This is a genomic window from Mycobacterium persicum (assembly GCF_002086915.1).
GTDB lineage: Bacteria > Actinomycetota > Actinomycetes > Mycobacteriales > Mycobacteriaceae > Mycobacterium > Mycobacterium persicum.
The window spans coordinates 574,037-591,034 of sequence record NZ_MWQA01000001.1 but is presented as its reverse complement, the minus strand read 5'-3'; the positions used below and the strand labels follow the sequence as shown (position 1 = coordinate 591,034).

At 69.2% G+C, this 16,998-nt stretch carries 15 protein-coding genes; all 15 read left to right on the top strand.

The window, feature by feature from the left end:
- Window positions 1-351 precede the first annotated feature (351 nt).
- The 15 genes from B4U45_RS02595 (at window position 352) to B4U45_RS02525 (ending at window position 16,979) form a co-directional block, all read left to right on the top strand.
- Entirely contained in the window at window positions 352-1,938 is a 1,587-nt protein-coding gene (locus B4U45_RS02595) for a UDP-N-acetylmuramoyl-L-alanyl-D-glutamate--2,6-diaminopimelate ligase (protein WP_075549089.1), read from the top strand.
- Entirely contained in the window at window positions 1,935-3,488 is a 1,554-nt protein-coding gene (locus tag B4U45_RS02590; RefSeq protein ID WP_083155593.1) for a UDP-N-acetylmuramoyl-tripeptide--D-alanyl-D-alanine ligase, read from the top strand. Before B4U45_RS02595 ends, B4U45_RS02590 begins: the two co-directional genes overlap by 4 nt.
- A complete protein-coding gene (mraY, locus tag B4U45_RS02585) occupies window positions 3,485-4,564 on the top strand; it encodes a phospho-N-acetylmuramoyl-pentapeptide-transferase (protein ID WP_075549091.1) in 1,080 nt (359 codons plus the stop codon). Before B4U45_RS02590 ends, mraY begins: the two co-directional genes overlap by 4 nt.
- Window position 4,565: 1 nt before the next feature.
- Window positions 4,566-6,008 carry a UDP-N-acetylmuramoyl-L-alanine--D-glutamate ligase gene (gene murD / locus B4U45_RS02580; protein WP_075549092.1) on the top strand — a complete coding sequence of 481 codons (1,443 nt, stop codon included), beginning with the start codon at window positions 4,566-4,568 and terminating at the stop codon, window positions 6,006-6,008.
- A gap of 5 nt (window positions 6,009-6,013) precedes the next feature.
- A complete protein-coding gene (ftsW, locus tag B4U45_RS02575) occupies window positions 6,014-7,732 on the top strand; it encodes a putative lipid II flippase FtsW (protein ID WP_083155596.1) in 1,719 nt (572 codons plus the stop codon).
- The gene (murG, locus tag B4U45_RS02570; protein WP_122526475.1) at window positions 7,729-8,940 is read left to right on the top strand and encodes an undecaprenyldiphospho-muramoylpentapeptide beta-N-acetylglucosaminyltransferase; all 1,212 of its coding nucleotides are present in this window, start codon (window positions 7,729-7,731) and stop codon (window positions 8,938-8,940) included. The genes ftsW and murG overlap by 4 nt, the downstream gene beginning before the upstream one ends.
- Entirely contained in the window at window positions 8,937-10,403 is a 1,467-nt protein-coding gene (gene murC / locus B4U45_RS02565) for a UDP-N-acetylmuramate--L-alanine ligase (RefSeq protein WP_075549095.1), read from the top strand. Before murG ends, murC begins: the two co-directional genes overlap by 4 nt.
- Window positions 10,400-11,356 carry a cell division protein FtsQ/DivIB gene (locus B4U45_RS02560; RefSeq protein WP_075549096.1) on the top strand — a complete coding sequence of 319 codons (957 nt, stop codon included), beginning with the start codon at window positions 10,400-10,402 and terminating at the stop codon, window positions 11,354-11,356. Before murC ends, B4U45_RS02560 begins: the two co-directional genes overlap by 4 nt.
- 202 nt (window positions 11,357-11,558) lie before the next feature.
- Window positions 11,559-12,701 (top strand): cell division protein FtsZ, encoded by a 1,143-nt coding sequence (gene ftsZ / locus B4U45_RS02555; protein WP_075549112.1) that lies wholly within the window; start codon window positions 11,559-11,561, stop codon window positions 12,699-12,701.
- A gap of 91 nt (window positions 12,702-12,792) precedes the next feature.
- Window positions 12,793-13,509, top strand: a complete 717-nt coding sequence (gene pgeF / locus B4U45_RS02550; RefSeq protein ID WP_183155014.1) for a peptidoglycan editing factor PgeF — start codon at window positions 12,793-12,795, stop codon at window positions 13,507-13,509.
- A gap of 5 nt (window positions 13,510-13,514) precedes the next feature.
- The gene (locus B4U45_RS02545) at window positions 13,515-14,291 is read left to right on the top strand and encodes a YggS family pyridoxal phosphate-dependent enzyme (RefSeq protein ID WP_075549113.1); all 777 of its coding nucleotides are present in this window, start codon (window positions 13,515-13,517) and stop codon (window positions 14,289-14,291) included.
- Between the two features lie 65 nt (window positions 14,292-14,356).
- Window positions 14,357-15,034, top strand: coding sequence for a cell division protein SepF (locus B4U45_RS02540; protein WP_075549098.1), 678 nt, complete (start codon window positions 14,357-14,359; stop codon window positions 15,032-15,034).
- 187 nt (window positions 15,035-15,221) lie between these two features.
- Complete coding sequence (locus B4U45_RS02535; RefSeq protein WP_023364806.1) at window positions 15,222-15,512, top strand: YggT family protein; 291 nt, start codon at window positions 15,222-15,224, stop codon at window positions 15,510-15,512.
- A gap of 254 nt (window positions 15,513-15,766) precedes the next feature.
- Window positions 15,767-16,546, top strand: a complete 780-nt coding sequence (wag31, locus tag B4U45_RS02530; protein ID WP_075549099.1) for a DivIVA-like cell division protein Wag31 — start codon at window positions 15,767-15,769, stop codon at window positions 16,544-16,546.
- Between the two features lie 88 nt (window positions 16,547-16,634).
- Entirely contained in the window at window positions 16,635-16,979 is a 345-nt protein-coding gene (locus B4U45_RS02525; RefSeq protein ID WP_075549100.1) for a DUF308 domain-containing protein, read from the top strand.
- Window positions 16,980-16,998: the final 19 nt, after the last annotated feature.

Genomic DNA, 16,998 nt, shown 5'->3' with positions numbered 1-16,998 from the left:
CGGGCGCGGCGGGCTGCTCTAGCGCGTGCTCGGCGGGCACGCGCGATACGAAGGCCCGTCGGCCGGCACTTGCCCGATCGAGGCGGTCCCGGCGGGTTGGTGTCCGCAATGGGAGGTCGGCAGGTTGGTACCGGATCCGACGGTTGTGGGATGTCCGCCGGGCACGGCTGATCCCGGGCGCGGCAACCGCGGCGGCACTGACCTGGCATCACCGCAGATCGACGCGAGCCGGGCGGCTGCGGTCGTCCGATGCAGGCGCGGCTGCACAGGGTGGGCGGGCGCGTCTAGGTAGGGTGTCAACGCCGACCATGGCGATCTCTCAACATCTGCGGTCGGACGGAGGTGGTGCCAATGGCGGAGTCGATGCCCAACGGGTTACGCCCTCGTACCGTCGCGGGGGTCAAACTGGCTGTACTGGCGGCGCAGACCGGAGCTGTACCAGACACCAGCGCGGATTACCCCGAAACCTTCCCGGATGTGCACGTCACCGGCGTGACGCTGCGTGCCCAGGACGTCCAGCCGGGTGACCTGTTCGCGGCCCTGTCTGGCTCGACCACACACGGCGCCCGCCATGCCGGCGATGCCATCGAGCGTGGGGCGGTCGCGGTGCTCACCGACGCCGACGGGCTCGCCGCCATGGGTGCCCACGCGGCGAAAGTGCCGGTCTTAGTGCATCCGGCACCGCGCAGCGTGCTCGGGGAGCTGGCCGCCACCGTGTACGGCCGCCCGTCCGAGCGGCTCACGGTCATCGGCATCACCGGAACGTCGGGCAAAACCACCACCACCTATCTGGTGGAGGCCGGTTTACGGGCCGGCGGCCGGGTCGCCGGGCTGATCGGCACTATCGGCATCCGCATCGACGGCGCCGACATCCCGAGTGCGCTGACCACACCGGAGGCGCCCGCCTTACAGGCCGTGCTTGCGGAGATGTCCGAACGCGGCGTGGACACCGTGGTCATGGAGGTGTCCAGTCACGCGCTGGCTCTGGGCCGGGTGGACGGCACCCGATTCGCCGTCGGCGGCTTCACCAACTTGTCGCGTGACCATCTGGACTTTCACCCCACCATGGAGGACTACTTCGAGGCCAAGGCGCTGCTGTTCGACCCGGCCTCGGCGCTGCGCGCCGGCACCGCCGTGGTGTGCGTCGATGACGACGCCGGGCGCGCGATGGCCGAGCGAGCCGGGACCGCGATCACCGTGAGTGCGCGGGATCGGGCCGCGCACTGGTGCGCCGTCGACGTGGTGCCGATGGGAGCGGCCGGACAGGAATTCACCGCCGTTGACCCGGCCGGCGTCCAGCACCGGGTGCGCATCGGCTTGCCGGGCGGCTACAACATCGCTAATTGCCTTCTCGCACTGGCGATTTTGGACAGTATCGGGGTTTCGCCGGAACAGGCTGCGCCGGGACTGCGGCAGGCCCGGGTCCCCGGACGCCTGGAACAGGTGGACCGCGGTCAGGATTTCCTGGCACTCGTCGACTACGCGCACAAGCCGGGGGCTTTGCGGGCGGTGTTGACCACGCTGGCGAGCCCGGACCGCCGGCTGGCGGTGGTGTTCGGCGCCGGTGGCGAGCGTGACCCGGGAAAGCGCGCCCCGATGGGTGCCGTCGCCGCGGAGCTGGCCGACCTGGTCGTCGTCACCGACGACAACCCGCGCGGCGAGGATCCCGCGGCGATCCGCCGGGAGATCCTTGCCGGCGCGGCGGCGGTTGGTGGCACCGCGGAAGTGGTCGAGGTCGCCGACCGACGCGGCGCGATCCGGCACGCGGTCGGCTGGGCGCACCCCGGGGACGTGGTCGTGGTCGCCGGCAAGGGCCATGAAACCGGCCAGCGCGGCGCCGGGGAGGTCCGCCCGTTCGACGACCGGGTGGAACTGGCCGAGGCGTTGACCGCTCGCGAGACCGGCGGGCTGCCTGGACCCGGGCGGACACGCCCATGATCGACCTGACCGTGGCTCAGATCGCCGACATCGTCGGCGGCACGCTGGCCGATATCTCGCCGCAGGACGCCGCACAACGCCGCGTCACCGGGACCGTCGAGTTCGACTCGCGCGCGGTCGGCCCCGGCGGATTGTTTCTGGCGCTGCCGGGCGCGCATGTCGACGGACACGACTATGCGGCGTCGGCGGCAGCGGCCGGGGCGGTTGCCGTGCTGGCCGCCCGGCCGGTCGGTGTTCCGGCCATCGTGGTGGCGCCGGAGCGGTCCCCGGCCGAGGGCGCGCTGGCCGGAGTGCTCGAGCACGACGCCGACGGGTCGGGCGCGGCCGTCCTGGCCGCGCTGGCGAAACTGGCCAAGGCGGTAGCCGCGGAACTGGTCGCGGACGGGCTGACCATCATCGGGATCACCGGTTCGTCGGGCAAGACGTCGACCAAGGATCTGGTGGCCGCGGTGCTGCAGCCGCTGGGTGTGGTGGTTGCCCCGCCCGGATCCTTCAACAACGAGCTGGGTCATCCCTGGACCGTGCTGCGCGCCGGCCGCGACACCGACTACCTGATTCTGGAGATGTCGGCCCGCCACCCCGGCAACATCGCCGCGCTGGCCGAGATCGCGACCCCGGCCGTCGGGGTGGTGCTCAACGTCGGCACCGCACACCTGGGCGAGTTCGGCTCCCGCGAGGCCATAGCGCGAACGAAATCGGAACTGCCGCAGGCTGTTCCACAATCCGGGGTGGTCGTCCTCAATGCCGACGACCCGGCCGTGGCGGCGATGGCCGAGGTGACCGCGGCCCGGGTGGTGCGGGTCAGCCGCGGCAGCGCTGGCGATGTCTGGGCCGGGCCGGTGTCGCTGGACGAGCTGGCCAGGCCGCAGTTCACCGTGCACGCCGGCGCCACCCAGGCCGAAGTCCGACTGGGCGTCTACGGCGACCATCAGGTCAGCAATGCCTTGTGCGCGGCCGCCGTCGCGCTGGAATGCGGTGCCACCCTTGATCAGGTGGCAACCGCGCTTGGCGGCGCCGGTCCGGTGTCGCGGCATCGGATGCAGGTAACCACCCGCACCGACGGGGTGACGGTCATCGACGACGCCTACAACGCCAACCCCGACTCCATGCGGGCCGGTCTGCAGGCACTGGCCTGGATCGCCCACGGCGGCTCCGGCGCCGGGTCCGAACCCGTCAACAGGCGCAGTTGGGCGGTTTTGGGGGAGATGGCTGAACTCGGCGCGGACGCCATAGCCGAGCATGACCGCGTCGGCCGGCTCGCGGTGCGTTTAGATGTGTCTCGACTCGTCGTCGTGGGAACCGGGAGGTCGCTGAGCGCCATGCACCACGGTGCGGTCCTGGAAGGGGCGTGGGGAGCTGGGGCTGACAGAGGGGCCGTCAACGTCGCCGACGCCGACGCCGCGCTGGCACTGTTGCGCGCCGAAGTCCAACCCGGGGATGTGATCCTGGTCAAGGCGTCGAACTCGGCACGCTTGGGAGCGCTGGCCGACGCGCTGGTCTCGGACGACCCAGCTGGGGGCGCCGACAACCGCGGGAGCGCACGCCCATGAGACAGATCCTGATCGCCGTCGCCATCGCGCTGGCGGTTTCCATCCTGCTCACCCCGGCGCTGATCCGGCTGTTCACCAAACAGGGCTTCGGTCACCACACCCGCGACGACGGCCCACCCAGCCACCACAGCAAACGCGGCACGCCGTCGATGGGCGGTGTGGCGATTCTGGCCGGCATGTGGGCGGGCTACTTCGGCACCCACCTCGCCGGCCTTGCGTTCGACGGCGAGGGCATCTCCGCGTCGGGTTTGCTGGTGCTCGGCCTGGCCACCGCGCTGGGCGGGGTCGGATTCCTCGACGACATGATCAAGATCCGCAGGTCACGCAACCTCGGGCTGAACAAGACCGCCAAGACCGTCGGGCAAATCACCTCCGCCGTGCTGTTCGCCGTGCTGGTGCTGCAGTTCCGCAATCCGGCCGGCATCACGCCGGGCAGCGCGCAGCTGTCCTACGTACGTGAGATCGCCACGGTCACGCTGGCTCCGGCACTGTTCGTGCTGTTTTGCGTGGTCGTGGTCAGCGCCTGGTCGAACGCGGTCAACTTCACCGACGGCCTGGACGGGCTGGCCGCCGGCTGCATGGCGATGGTCACCGGCGCCTACGTGCTGATCACCTTCTGGCAATACCGCAACGCGTGCGTCACCGCGCCCGGGCTGGGCTGCTACAACGTGCGGGACCCGCTTGATCTGGCGCTCATCGCCGCCGCGACCGCCGGCGCCTGCATCGGCTTTTTGTGGTGGAACGCCGCACCCGCGAAGATCTTCATGGGCGACACCGGCTCCTTGGCATTGGGCGGTGTGATCGCCGGGCTGTCGATCACCAGCCGCACCGAGTTGCTGGCGGTGGTGCTGGGCTCGCTGTTCGTCGCCGAGATCACCTCGGTGGTGCTACAGATTCTGACGTTCCGTACGACCGGGCGCCGGGTGTTCCGGATGGCGCCCTTCCACCACCATTTCGAGTTGGTCGGCTGGGCCGAAACCACGGTGATCATCCGTTTCTGGCTGCTCACCGCCATCAGCTGTGGACTGGGTGTGGCCTTGTTCTACGGTGAATATCTGGCCGCGATCGGTGCCTGACGTGCTTGACCCCCTGGTGCCGGGCGCCGCGGTGCTGATCGCCGGTGGCCGGGTGACCGGCCGCGCCGTGCTGGCGGCGCTGACCCGCTTCGGTGCGACGCCCACGGTGTGTGACGACGATCCGGTCATGCTGCAGCCTTATGCCGACGACGGTGTGGCGACCGTGGAGCCGTCGGTGGCGGTATCGCAGATCGCCGAGTATGCGTTGGTGGTCACCAGCCCCGGGTTCCAGCCGACGACGCCGGTGCTGGCCGCGGCCGCCGCCGCGGACGTTCCGATCTGGGGTGACGTGGAGCTGGCCTGGCGGCTGGACGTGGCGGGCCACTACGGGCCGCCGCGCCGCTGGCTGGTGGTGACCGGCACCAACGGCAAGACCACCACGACCTCGATGCTGCACGCCATGCTCATCGCGGCCGGCCGCCGCAGCGTGCTGTGCGGAAACATCGGCAGCCCCGTGCTGGAGGTGCTCGACCAGCCGGCCGATGTGCTGGCCGTCGAGTTGTCGAGTTTTCAGCTGTACTGGGCGCCGTCGCTGCGGCCGGAGGCCGGCGTGGTGCTCAACATCGCCGAAGACCACCTGGATTGGCATGGCACCATGGCCGCCTACACCGAGGCCAAGGCTCGGGTGCTGACCGGCCGGGTGGCGGTGGTCGGGCTGGATGATCCCCGGGCGACGGCGCTGCTGGACACCTCGCCGGCGCAGGTGCGGGCCGGTTTCCGGCTCGGTGAGCCCGCGGCGGGGGAGCTGGGCGTGTGCGGCGGCTACCTGGTTGACCGCGCCTTCGCCGCCGATCTGCCGCTGCTGCCGGTCGGCGTCATCCCGGTCCCGGGCCCGGTCGGCGTGCTCGACGCGCTGGCCGCGGCCGCGTTGGCCCGCTCTGTCGGGGCGTCGGCCGAGGCGATCGCTGACGCGGTCGCGTCGTTTCAGGTCGGGCGCCACCGCTCGGAAGTGGTCGCGGTCGTCGACGGCGTCACCTACGTCGACGACTCCAAGGCCACCAACCCACACGCCGCGCAGGCGTCGGTGCTGGCCTACCCGCGGGTGGTCTGGCTTGCCGGTGGGCTGCTCAAGGGCGCATCCGTGGATGCCGAGGTGGCGATCATGGCATCGAGGCTGGTCGGAGCGGTGCTCTTCGGCCGAGACCGGGCGGCGGTTGCCGAGGCGTTATCACGACACGCGCCGGATGTTCCCGTCGTCCAGGTTGTGACAGGCGAGGATGCTGATATGGCTGTGGCTTCTGATACTGATGTGACAAAAGTTGACGATTCCGTCGAACCGCTCGGCGCGCAGGTGATGACCGCCGCGGTGGCCGCGGCCAAAAAGATGGCCAAACCCGGTGACACGGTGCTGCTGGCACCGGCCGGTGCATCGTTTGACCAGTTCAACGGTTACGCCGACCGGGGCGACGCGTTCGCGGCCGCGGTACGCGCCGCGGTCCGGTAGGCGGCGTGCGCAGCGCATTCACCCGGCTGATGCGCCGGGGCAAGGCCGCCAATAATGCCGACAGTGCCGACAGGGCCGACACCACCGACAGTGCCACGGCCGACGGGCCGGCCGAGCAGGAGGAAACGGCCCAGGCTGACCAGCAGCTCGACGCTACGGCTTCGCCCGACGAGCAGCCGGGTCGGCAGACCGGCGAGAAGTCGCGGGCCAAGCCCGAGGAGGCCGGCCCGCGCACCCGGTTCGGCGTCTGGCTGGGCCGGCCCATGACCTCGTTTCACCTGATCATCGCCGTCGCCGCGCTGCTCACCACGCTCGGCCTGATCATGGTGCTCTCGGCCTCCGGCGTGCGGTCCTATGACGACGACGGGTCGGCATGGGTGATCTTCGGCAAGCAGGTGTTGTGGACCGTCGTCGGTCTCATCGGCTGCTACGTCGGGCTACGCATGTCGGTGCAGTTCCTGCGCCGCATCGCGTTCTCCGCCTTCGCGTTCACCATCGTGTTGTTGGTGCTGGTGCTGATTCCGGGAATCGGCAAGGAAGCCAACGGTTCCCGCGGCTGGTTCGTGGTGGCGGGCTTTTCCATGCAGCCGTCGGAGCTGACCAAGATGGCGTTCGCGGTCTGGGGTGCGCATCTGCTGGCGGCCCGGCGGATGGAGCGGGCGTCGCTGCGGGAAATGCTGATTCCGCTGGTGCCGGCCGCGGTCGTGGCACTGGCGTTGATCGTGGCGCAGCCCGACCTGGGACAGACGGTGTCGATGGGCATCATCCTGCTCGGGCTGCTGTGGTACGCGGGGTTGCCGCTGCGCGTTTTCGCCAGTTCACTGGCAGCGGTCGTCATCTCCGCGGCGATCCTGGCGATGACCGCGGGTTACCGGTCCGACCGGGTGCGGTCTTGGCTCGATCCCGACAACGACCCGATGGACTCGGGCTACCAGGCCCGGCAGGCCAAGTTCGCGCTGGCTCACGGGGGAATTTTCGGCGACGGCCTGGGCCAGGGTGTGGCCAAGTGGAACTATCTGCCCAACGCTCACAACGACTTCATTTTCGCGATCATCGGGGAGGAACTCGGCTTCATCGGCGCGCTCGGGCTGCTGGGATTGTTCGGGCTGTTTGCCTATACCGGGATGCGGATCGCTCGCCGGTCGGCCGACCCGTTTCTGCGGCTGTTGACCGCCACCGTCACGTTGTGGGTGCTGGGACAGGCGTTCATCAACATCGGTTACGTGATCGGGCTGCTGCCGGTCACCGGGCTGCAGTTGCCGCTGATCTCGGCCGGTGGCACCTCCACGGCCACCACCTTGTCGATGATCGGCGTCATCGCCAACGCGGCGCGGCATGAACCCGAGGCGGTGGCCGCGCTGCGCGCGGGTCGCGACGATACAGTGAACCGACTGCTGCGGCTGCCGCTACCCAAGCCTTACGCGCCGACCCGCCTCGAGGCGTTTCGCGACCGCAAGCGCGCACACCAGCAACCGCCCAAACAGGCGGCCAAACAGCCGGCCGCCCGAAAGGCGGTCAAGGCTGCCCGCAAACCCGGGGAGCCCGCGCGACCGGCGTTGCCGCGCCGGGCCGATCGGCCGGTTCGCCGGTCCGCGGGTACCGCGCGCGCGCCGGGGCGGGGGCACCAGCCGGTTGCGGGGGAGCATCATAGAGCGGGTCAGCGGTACGCCGGCCAGCGTCAGGCAGGGCGGGTTCGGGCATTGGAAGGTCAGCGTTACGGGTGAACGACTCGGTCAGGGAGCCGGCCGGTGGGCAGAAGGTGACCGACTACGGTCCATCGCTGTCGATCGTGCTCGCCGGCGGCGGCACCGCCGGCCATGTGGAGCCCGCGATGGCCGTCGCCGATGCGCTCAGCGCCCTGGAGCCCGATGCCCGGATCACCGCGCTGGGCACCCTGCGCGGGCTGGAGACGACGTTGGTGCCCGCCCGCGGCTATCACCTGGAGCTGATCACCCCGGTGCCGTTGCCGCGCAAACCCAGTGGCGACCTCGCCCGGCTGCCGCCGCGGGTGTGGCGTGCCGTCGCCGAGACCCGGGCGGTGCTCGACGCGATCGACGCCGACGTCGTGGTCGGTTTCGGCGGGTATGTCGCGCTGCCTGCCTACCTGGCCGCGCGGGGTTTCCCCGGCATACTCAGGCGCAGTCGCCGCATCCCGGTGGTGATCCACGAGGCCAATGCCAGGGCCGGGTTGGCCAACCGGGTGGGTGCCCGCACCGCCGACCGGGTGTTGGCGGCGGTGCCCGATTGCGGGCTGCGCAACGCCGAGGTGGTCGGGGTTCCGGTCAGGCAGGCCATCACCGCCCTGGACCGTGCGGCGCTGCGCGCCGAGGCCCGGGCGCACTTCGGCTTCGCCGACGACGCCCGGGTGCTGCTGGTGTTCGGCGGTTCGCAGGGTGCTGTCTCGCTCAACCGGGCGGTGTCCGCGGCCGCCGCCGACCTGGCCGCCGCGGGTGTTTCCGTCTTGCATGCCCACGGGCCCAAGAACGTCGTGGAGCTACGCACCCCCGATGCCGCTGACCCGCCGTACGTCGCGGTGCCCTATCTGGACCGGATGGATCTGGCCTACGCCGCCGCCGACCTGGTGATCTGCCGATCCGGGGCGATGACGGTCGCCGAGGTGTCGGCCGTGGGGCTGCCGGCCATCTATGTGCCGCTGCCGATCGGCAACGGCGAGCAGCGGCTCAATGCGCTGCCGGTGGTCAACGCCGGCGGCGGGATGGTGGTCGCCGACGCCGACCTCACCCCGGCCCTGGTGGCTCGCGAAGTCGCCGGGCTGCTCACCGATCCGCCCCGGCTGGCGGCGATGACTGCCGCCGCCGCGCAGGTGGGACACCGTGACGCGGCCCGGCAGGTGGCGCAGGCGGCGCTGGAAACCGCGCGGTGGGCCCGGTCCGGCAGAGCTTCCAGGAGAGCCTCCAGGAGAGCCAAGTGAACACCGAGCAGTTGCCTCCCGAACTGCGGCGGGTCCACATGGTCGGCATCGGCGGAGCCGGCATGTCGGGCATCGCCCGCATCCTGCTCGACCGCGGCGGCCTGGTCTCGGGCTCGGACGCCAAGGAGTCACGCGGCCTGCACGCGCTGCGGGCGCGCGGCGCGCTGATCCGGATCGGGCACGACGCGGCGTCGCTGGACCTGCTGCCCGGCGGCGTCACCGCCGTCATCACCACCCGTGCCGCCATCCCCAAGACCAATCCGGAACTGGTCGAAGCCCGGCGCCGCGGCATCCCGGTACTGCTGCGACCGGTCGTGCTGGCCAAGCTGATGGCCGGCCGCACCACGCTGATGGTCACCGGAACGCACGGCAAGACCACCACGACGTCGATGCTGATCGTCGCGCTGCAGCACTGCGGGCGCGACCCGTCGTTCGCCGTGGGCGGTGAACTGGGCGAGGCCGGCACCAATGCCCATCACGGCAGTGGGGACTGCTTTGTCGCCGAAGCCGACGAAAGCGACGGTTCGCTGTTGGAGTACACCCCCGACGTCGTGGTGGTCACCAACATCGAGTCCGATCACCTGGACTTCTACGGCAGCACCGAGGCTTATGTCGGGGTGTTCGACTCCTTCGTGGAGCGGCTGGCGCCCGGAGGTGCGCTGGTGGTGTGCACCGACGATCCCGGCGCGGCCGCCCTGGCCGGACGCTCCGCCGAGCTGGGAATCCGGGTGTTGCGCTACGGGTCGGCCGAAACCGCCGGTGCGCCGTTGGCCGCGACATTGCTGTCCTGGGAACAGCGCGGCACCGAAGCCGTGGCGCATATCCGGTTGGCCGGCGAGCGGCACCCGCGGGTGATGCGGCTCTCGGTGCCCGGACGCCACATGGCGCTCAATGCGCTGGGTGCGCTGCTGGCGGCGATCGAAGTGGACGCCGCGATCGACGAGGTGCTCGACGGCCTGGCCGGTTTCGAGGGAGTGCGCCGTCGATTCGAGCTGGTCGGCACGGTGGGATCGATACGCGTTTTCGACGATTATGCCCACCACCCGACCGAGATCGGCGCCACGCTGGCTGCGGTGCGCTCGGTGGTCCAGCACGGGGGGGCCGGTCGGCTCCTGGTCGTTTTTCAGCCGCATTTGTACTCGCGCACCAAGGCTTTCGCCGCCGAGTTCGGTCGCGCCCTCAGCGCCGCCGACGCGGTATTCGTGCTCGATGTCTACGGCGCCCGCGAACAACCGCTCGCCGGCGTCAGCGGGGCCAGCGTCGCCGAGCACGTGAGCGTACCGGTGCGCTACCTTCGGGATTTCTCGGCGGTGGCCGGCGAGGTTGCCGCCGCGGCGGGCCCGGGTGACGTCATCGTCACCATGGGTGCCGGAGACGTGACCCTGCTGGGTCCGGAGATCGTGTCCGCGCTGCGGGTGCAGGCCAATCGCGGCGCGCCCGGCCGGCCGGGGGTTCTGCAGTGACCCAACCCGACGAAGGCAGCCCGGTCGACGTGGTCGCCGGCGACGCGGCAGACGTCGGTGCCGAAGCGGTCACCGAGCCACTCACCACCGAGGCGTCCGAGGCGCCGGGCGCCCAGAAGTCGGCGGCCGAAGACGAATTCGAGGGCCCGCGCCGACGTGCCCGGCGCGAACGTGCCGAGCGCCGTGCCGCCCAGGCTCGTGCCATCGCCATCGAGCAAGCCAGGCGCGAGGCCAAACGACGAGCCCGCGGCCACGTCGTCAAAGAGCCCAAACCCGTTGCGCGCGGGGTTGTTCAGGGATTGAAGATGCTGCTGGCCACCGTGGTGTTACTCGTCGTCGGGGTAGGGCTGGCGCTGATCCTGTATTTCACGCCCGCGATGTCGGCCCGCAACATCGTCGTGGTCGGGGTCGGCACGGTGACCCGCGAGGAGGTTCTCGACGCCGCCCAGGTGCGTCCCGGGACGCCGTTGCTGCAGATCAACACCAGTCAGGTCGCCGACCGGGTGGCGGCGATCCGGCGGGTGGCCAGCGCCCGGGTGCAGCGGCAGTACCCGTCGGCGCTGCGGATCACCATCGTGGAGCGGATCCCGTTGGTGGTCAAGGACTTTCCCGACGGGCCGCACCTGTTCGACCGCGACGGCGTGGATTTCGCGACCGGTCCGCCGCCACCGGCGCTGCCGTATATCGACGTGGACAATCCGGGCCCGACGGATCCCGCCACCTTGGCCGCGTTGCAGGTGTTGACCGCGCTGCGTCCCGAGGTCGCAGGCCAGGTGGGCCGGATCGCGGCGCCCTCGGTGTCCTCGATCACCCTCACGCTGGCCGACGGGCGCGTGGTGATCTGGGGGACCACCGACCGCGCCGAGGAGAAGGCCGAGAAACTGGCGGCGTTGTTGACCCAGCCCGGGCGGACCTACGACGTGTCCAGCCCGGACCTGCCGACCGTGAAATGACGTAAGGCGCAGCAGCCGGCCCACAAAAAATTTGCGGGTGGCGCGTCGGCGCGCCTGCACGGTTAGCACCCGTCGTACCCATACGGTTCTGGTTACGCGGAAGTACTTGACATAACTCTAAATCTATGGTTGAGGTTGAGAGTTTTGCAAGCAGACACACCGCAGGAGGAACCAAGTTTCCCTTCAGGGAGGAAGACGAATGATGACCCCCCCGCATAACTACCTGGCCGTCATCAAAGTCGTGGGCATCGGCGGCGGCGGCGTCAACGCCGTCAACCGGATGATCGAGCAGGGACTCAAGGGCGTGGAGTTCATCGCGATCAACACCGACGCGCAGGCTTTGTTGATGAGCGATGCCGACGTCAAGCTCGACGTGGGCCGGGACTCGACCCGCGGGCTGGGCGCCGGCGCCGACCCGGAGGTGGGACGCAAGGCCGCCGAGGACGCCAAGGACGAGATCGAGGAGTTGCTCCGCGGAGCCGACATGGTGTTTGTCACCGCGGGTGAGGGCGGCGGCACCGGAACCGGTGGAGCGCCCGTCGTCGCCAGCATTGCCCGCAAACTGGGGGCGTTGACCGTCGGCGTCGTCACCCGGCCGTTCTCCTTCGAGGGCAAGCGGCGCAGCAACCAGGCCGAAAACGGCATCTCGGCACTGCGGGAGAGCTGCGACACCCTCATCGTGATTCCCAACGACCGGCTGTTGCAGATGGGCGATGCCGCGGTATCGCTGATGGACGCCTTCCGCAGCGCCGACGAGGTGCTGCTCAACGGTGTGCAGGGCATCACCGACCTGATCACCACGCCGGGTCTGATCAATGTCGACTTCGCCGACGTCAAGGGCATCATGTCCGGCGCCGGCACCGCGCTGATGGGCATCGGCTCGGCCCGCGGTGACGGCCGGTCACTGAAGGCCGCCGAGATTGCCATCAACTCGCCGCTGCTGGAAGCCTCGATGGAGGGCGCGCAGGGGGTGCTGATGTCGATCGCCGGCGGCAGCGACCTGGGCCTGTTCGAGATCAACGAGGCCGCCTCGCTGGTGCAGGACGCCGCTCACCCCGACGCCAACATCATCTTCGGCACGGTCATCGACGACTCACTCGGCGACGAGGTGCGGGTGACGGTGATCGCGGCGGGCTTCGAGGCCGGCGGGGCCAGCCGCAAGCCTGCTGGGGTGGCCGAGACGGGCGGCGCGCACCGCATCGAGTCGGCCAGGGCCGGCAAGCTCACCTCCACGCTGTTCGAGCCGGTCGACGCCGTCAGCGTGCCACTGCACACCAACGGGGCGACCCTGAGCATCGGCGGCGATGACGACGACGTCGATGTGCCACCCTTCATGCGCCGCTGAGGGTCTCGATTTGCTTGCCAGTGCGCGACAAACCGGCCGCGGCGCGACATTGGTGCAACCTGGCGAGCATCGGGCTTCGGATACTGGGAGGGTGAGCGTTCGCATCCGCCGGGTGACCACCACCCGGGCGGGCGGTGTGTCCAGGCCGCCATTCGACACCTTCAACCTCGGCGACCATGTCGGCGACGACCCGGCCGCCGTGGCTGCCAACCGGGCCCGGCTGGCCGCCGCCATCGGGCTGCCCGCCGAGCGGGTGGTGTGGATGAACCAGGTCCATGGTGACCGGATCGCGGTGGTCGACGAGCCGCAGAGCGCCGCCGTCGGCGGCAGAGCGGGAACCGACGGATTGGTGACCGGGACCCGTGGACTGGCGCTGGCGGTGCTGACGGCCGATTGCGTGCCGGTATTGCTGGCGGATGCGCGTGCCGGTGTCATCGCGGCGGTTCATGCCGGCCGGGTCGGTGCACAGCACGGGGTGGTGGCCCGCGCGGTCGAGGCGATGCTGGATCGGGGCGCGCGGGCCGGCGACATTTCGGCGCTACTGGGCCCGGCGGCCAGTGGCCGCAATTACGAAGTGCCCGCCGGCATGGCCGACGAGGTCGAGGCGACGTTGCCCGGCAGCCGCACCACCACGTCGGCCGGAACGCCCGCACTCGATCTTCGCGCCGGAATCGCTTGCCAGCTAAGAGGTTTGGGCATTACCTCAATCGATGTCGACCCCCGGTGCACGGTCGCAGACCCGACCTTGTTCAGCCATCGGCGCGGCGCCCCCACCGGGCGGCTGGCGTCTGTGGTGTGGATGGAATGACAGCGATGGTGGTGGATCTTCCGGAGCAATCAGACCGTCAATCGGAATTGACGCACGCGTTGGCCGCGGTGCGGTCCCGGCTCGCGGCCGCGGCCGAGGCGGCCGGTCGTAATGTCGGCGAAATTGAACTTCTGCCAATTACCAAATTCTTTCCAGCAACCGATGTTGTGATTTTGTGCCGATTGGGTTGCCGCGCCGTTGGCGAATCCCGCGAACAGGAAGCTGCGGCCAAGGCGGCCGAAGTGGCTCGGCTGTTGGCGGCGCCACCGAGGGCCGGGCTTGGCGGTATCCACTGGCACATGGTGGGGCGAATCCAGCGCAACAAAGTGCGTTCGCTGGCGCGGTGGGCGCATACCGCCCATTCGGTCGACAGCCCGCGGTTGGTGACGGCGTTGGATCGCGCGGTCACCGGGGCGCTGGCCGAACGCCGTCGCGACCGTCCGTTGCGGGTTTACGTTCAGGTCAGCCTCGACGGCGACGTATCACGAGGCGGTGTGGACATCACCGCGCCCGGAGCGGTGGATCAGATCTGTGCGCAAGTCGACGATGCGCCGGGCCTGGAACTGGTCGGTTTGATGGGCATCCCACCCCTGGACTGGGATCCGGACGAGGCGTTTGACCGGCTGCAATCCGAGCACAACAGGGTGCGCGAGTCGTTTCCCGGGGCGGTCGGGCTGTCCGCCGGCATGTCCGCTGATTTCGAAACTGCCGTCAAACATGGTTCGACGTGTGTGCGTGTCGGTACCGCGCTATTGGGTCCGCGGCGGTTACGGTCACCGTGAATAGTCACTGTAGTCACACCTTCATCACAGACAACAGGTAACCCAGGGCTAGAAGGGGTCAATCGATGAGCACACTGCACAAGGTCAAGGCCTACTTCGGTATGGCTCCGATGGAGGAATACGACGACGAGTATTACGACGACCGCGCTCCCTCACGCGGTTATTCCCGGCCCCGATTCGAAGACGATTACGGCCGTTATGAAGGACGCGACTACGAGGACCCCCGGGACCCTCGGGACCTCCGCCGCGATCTGCGTGGCGACTTGCGCGGCGAGCCGGCCGACTATCCGCCGCCCAGTAGCTATCGCGGCGGGTATCCCGACGAACCGCGATTCCCGCCCCGCGAGTTCGACCGCCCCGACATGGCACGGCCGCGTTTCGGCTCATGGTTGCGCAACTCCACTCGCGGCGCGCTGGCGATGGACCCGCGCCGGATGGCGATGATGTTCGAGGAAGGCCACCCGCTGTCCAAGATCACCACGCTGCGGCCGAAGGACTACGGTGAGGCGCGCACTATCGGCGAGCGGTTCCGCGACGGCACGCCCGTCATCATGGACCTGGTGTCGATGGACAACGCCGACGCCAAACGGCTCGTCGACTTCGCCGCCGGTTTGGCCTTCGCGTTGCGCGGCTCGTTCGACAAGGTCGCCACGAAGGTGTTCCTGCTGTCGCCCGCGGACGTCGACGTGACCCCGGAGGAGCGTCGCCGGATCGCCGAAACCGGTTTCTACGCTTACCAATAACCGCATCTGACGATGCACGGCCCGGCGGGTGGCAGCTGAGCCCGCCGGGCTGGTTGCGGCCCGGCCCGGCCGCCGGCGATTCGCACCACATGTGTGTCCGTCGGCCGAGTCGGTAGGCTTGCGCATGCCGGCCTCACGGACGGCACATTCACATCCTCTACATCCTCGTCGTAAGGTCGGGCTCTCGTTGGTGCTGTTTTTTCAGATCCTTGGGTTTGCGCTGTTCATCTTCTGGCTGCTGTTGATCGCGCGGGTCGTCGTCGAGTTCATCCGCTCGTTCAGCCGCGACTGGCGCCCGACCGGGTTGACGGTGGTGATCCTCGAGATCATCATGTCGATCACGGATCCACCGGTGAAGCTGCTGCGCCGGCTGATCCCGCAACTCACCATCGGCGCGGTGCGCTTCGACCTGTCCATCATGGTGCTGCTGCTGGTGGCGTTCATCGGGATGCAGCTGGCGTTCGGCGCCGCGGCCTGAGCCGTGCAGACATTGCCCGGGAATAGTTGGGCGACGGTTCGGCCACGATTCGGCGACAAGTTTGGGCGCGGGATTTTCAAATCTAAGAAATGTGATTTATTTGCCTCAGAGATTGAAATTGGCCCTTATTTATTAGTCCAATCGGCAACCGCCGAGTCTGGTGTGACAGGATGGACGGTAGTTGCACGACGGCTACCGCTCCGTTCTACACTTTCCAGATCGTTTGACCGTCCAGGAACTCGAGGGGACAAACAATGCCGCTTACACCTGCCGACGTCCACAATGTGGCGTTCAGTAAGCCGCCTATCGGCAAGCGCGGGTACAACGAAGATGAGGTTGACGCCTTCCTTGACCTGGTGGAAAACGAACTGACCCGGCTCATCGAAGAGAATTCCGACCTGCGCCAGCGGATCGCCGAGCTGGACGCGGAGCTGGCCGCCGGCGGCGCCGGTACCGGCGTGACCGCCGCGCCCACCCAGGCGATGCCGGTCTACGAGCCCGAACCCGAGCCGGTCAGGCCGGCTCCGTCGGGAACCAACGAGGAGCAGGCCCTCAAGGCGGCCCGGGTGCTGAGCCTGGCTCAGGACACCGCCGACCGCCTCACCGCCACCGCCAAGGCGGAGTCGGACAAGATGCTGGCCGATGCCCGCGCCAACGCCGAGCAGATCGTCAGCGAGGCCCGGCACACCGCCGAGACCACCGTCGCCGACGCCCGGCAGCGCGCCGACGCGATGCTTGCGGATGCCCAGGCCCGATCCGAGGCCCAGCTGCGGCAGGCCCAGGAGAAGGCCGACGCCCTGCAGGCCGACGCCGAACGCAAGCATTCCGAGATCATGGGGACGATCAATCAGCAGCGCACCGTTCTGGAAGGCAGGCTTGAGCAGCTGCGCACGTTCGAGCGCGAGTACCGCACCCGTCTCAAGACCTACCTGGAATCCCAGCTCGAGGAACTCGGTCAGCGTGGCTCGGCGGCACCGGTCGATTCCAGCGCCGATGCCGGCGGTTTCGACCAATTCAACCGGGGTAACAACTAGCTCGACACGGGCCGCACTCGCCGGGCTGCAAGGCCGGTGCTGCGAGCTTGGTACGTTTAGTTGCTGCTCGCCGGCTGAAGGATGACCCATGCTGATCATTGCCCTGGTTTTGGCCCTGATTGGGCTCGTTGCGCTGGTGTTCGCCGTGGTCACCAGCAACGTGCTGGTGGCGTGGGTGTGCATCGGCGCCAGCGTGCTGGGCGTGATACTGCTGATCGTCGACGCCATCAGGGAACGTCAGCACCGGGACGCGGGCAGCCAAGACCAGGACGAAGCCGACGAAGAGCCCGCCGCACACCCCGAAGACGAGCCGGCCGTCGACTACCCGGATGACGAGTCCGGCGCCAACGAGTCGTTCGACGACGCCGAATCCGAGGCAACCGAGGAATCGACGGTGTCCGCCGACCGTGGCGGTGACGAAAACACCCGCTGAGAGCGGCCTGCGGTGCTCG